Raw genomic sequence first — 1,507 nt, forward strand, 5'->3', positions numbered from 1 at the left:
GGCGATCAGCCCCGACGGGCGACGCCTGGCCGTGGTCGACGCGGATTCGGGCTCACTGGCCTACGCGGACACCGAGGCGCTCACGATCGCGCGGGTCGTGCGGCGGTTCCCGGTCTCCGGCGCGGCCGCCATGGTCTTCGGCCCGGATCTCTACGTCGGCGTGGGCACGGAGGTGACCGTGCTCGATCCGACCACCGACAAGGTCAAGGCCACCTGGACGGTCCCGTCACCGGTCCACGGCCTGGCGCTGAGCCCGGACGGGGGCCGGGCATACGCCGGTGGCGACGGCGAGATCGTCTGGCTGGACGCCCGCACCGGTGCGGTGCAAGGCCGGGCGGAGGTGCCCGGCCTGACCGCGCTGCATCACGTCAGCGACTGACCGCGCGTGTGGTTCCTCCGTCGGCGCGCCAGCGCGGCCATGGCGTCCCCGCCGCTGACGTCGTTCCGGTCGATGTACAGCTGGTGGAGGCGGACCTGCTGCTCCCAGAAGTGCCGCATCTTGGTGAAGACTCTCGAATCACTCATGCATCCAGGTTCTCAACCGGGGACGCCTGGGACTAGTGGCAGATTTGCCACTGTCCATCAACATCCTGCCAACCTCAGGTCTGTGAGCCATCGTTCGGATAGCGGAAGCGGCTCGCGTCCAGATTCAGGCCGGGCGGGCCGACGCTGCCGCCCAGGCGGGCCCTCTTCTTGTACGCGAGCCCGCCCAGCACCTCGAAGACGACCCGGTGCGCGTTGTTCACGGTGAGATCCGCGTGGTCGTACGGCGGGGACACCTCGACCACGTCCAGCGCGACCAGCGGCGTCTCCAGCGCGATCATCCGGACCGCCCGCAGCAGGTCGGCCGCGGTCATCCCGCCCGGCTCCGGCGTCCCGGTGCCGGGCGCGGTGCCCGGGTCCAGCACGTCGATGTCGACCGACAGGTAGATCGCGTCACAACCGTCCCCGGCCCGCGCGATCGCCTCCCCCAGCACCTCGCGGATCCCGCGTTCCCACACCTCGTGCATCAGGTGCCAGGTCATCTCCTGCTCGCGCATCCACTCGAAGACGTCCGGCGGCGGCCAGTAGCCGCGCAGCCCGATCTGCACGAAGTTGCGGCCGCGCACGGCCCCGGACTCGATCAGCCGGCGCATCGGCGTGCCGTGCGATGCGAGGTTGCCGTCGAGGATGTCGGCGGTGTCGGCGTGCGCGTCGAAGTGGATGAGCCCGAGCCGCCCCCACCCGTGCCCGCGGGCGACCGCGGTGGCGGCGGGCCAGGTGATCGAGTGGTCCCCGCCGATGATCACCGGGAAGGCGCCCACGTCCACCACGCTGGCGACCTTGGCCTCGATGTTGCGGTGCGAGGCCACGGTCTGCCCGTGCGGGCAGTGCGCGTCGCCGGCGTCGACCAGGTCGATGAAGTCGAAGATCTCGATGCCGAGATCCAGGTGGTACGTGCCGGGGTGGTACGCCGCCGCCCGCAGCGCCCGCGGCCCGAACCGGGCGCCGGGCCGATAGGTGGTGG

Annotated in this window: 2 protein-coding genes and 1 pseudogene; 1 reads left to right on the forward strand and 2 read right to left on the reverse strand. The window is 71.4% G+C overall.

The window, feature by feature from the left end; all coding sequences use genetic code 11:
• A pseudogene (locus AB0M20_RS42955) lies at nucleotides 1–379 on the forward strand (hypothetical protein); the annotation flags it as partial.
• Here AB0M20_RS42955 and AB0M20_RS42960 read toward each other — a convergent pair.
• Both AB0M20_RS42960 and speB read right to left on the reverse strand, forming a co-directional pair.
• The gene (locus tag AB0M20_RS42960) at nucleotides 364–525 is read right to left on the reverse strand and encodes a hypothetical protein (RefSeq protein WP_364307202.1); all 162 of its coding nucleotides are present in this window, start codon (nucleotides 523–525) and stop codon (nucleotides 364–366) included. The pseudogene AB0M20_RS42955 and the gene AB0M20_RS42960 overlap by 16 nt on opposite strands.
• A gap of 74 nt (nucleotides 526–599) precedes the next feature.
• A partial coding sequence (gene speB / locus AB0M20_RS42965; protein ID WP_364307204.1) for an agmatinase occupies nucleotides 600–1,507 on the reverse strand: 908 nt, incomplete at its 5' end.

This window comes from Actinoplanes sp. NPDC051633 (assembly GCF_040681735.1).
Taxonomy (GTDB): Bacteria; Actinomycetota; Actinomycetes; order Mycobacteriales; family Micromonosporaceae; genus Actinoplanes.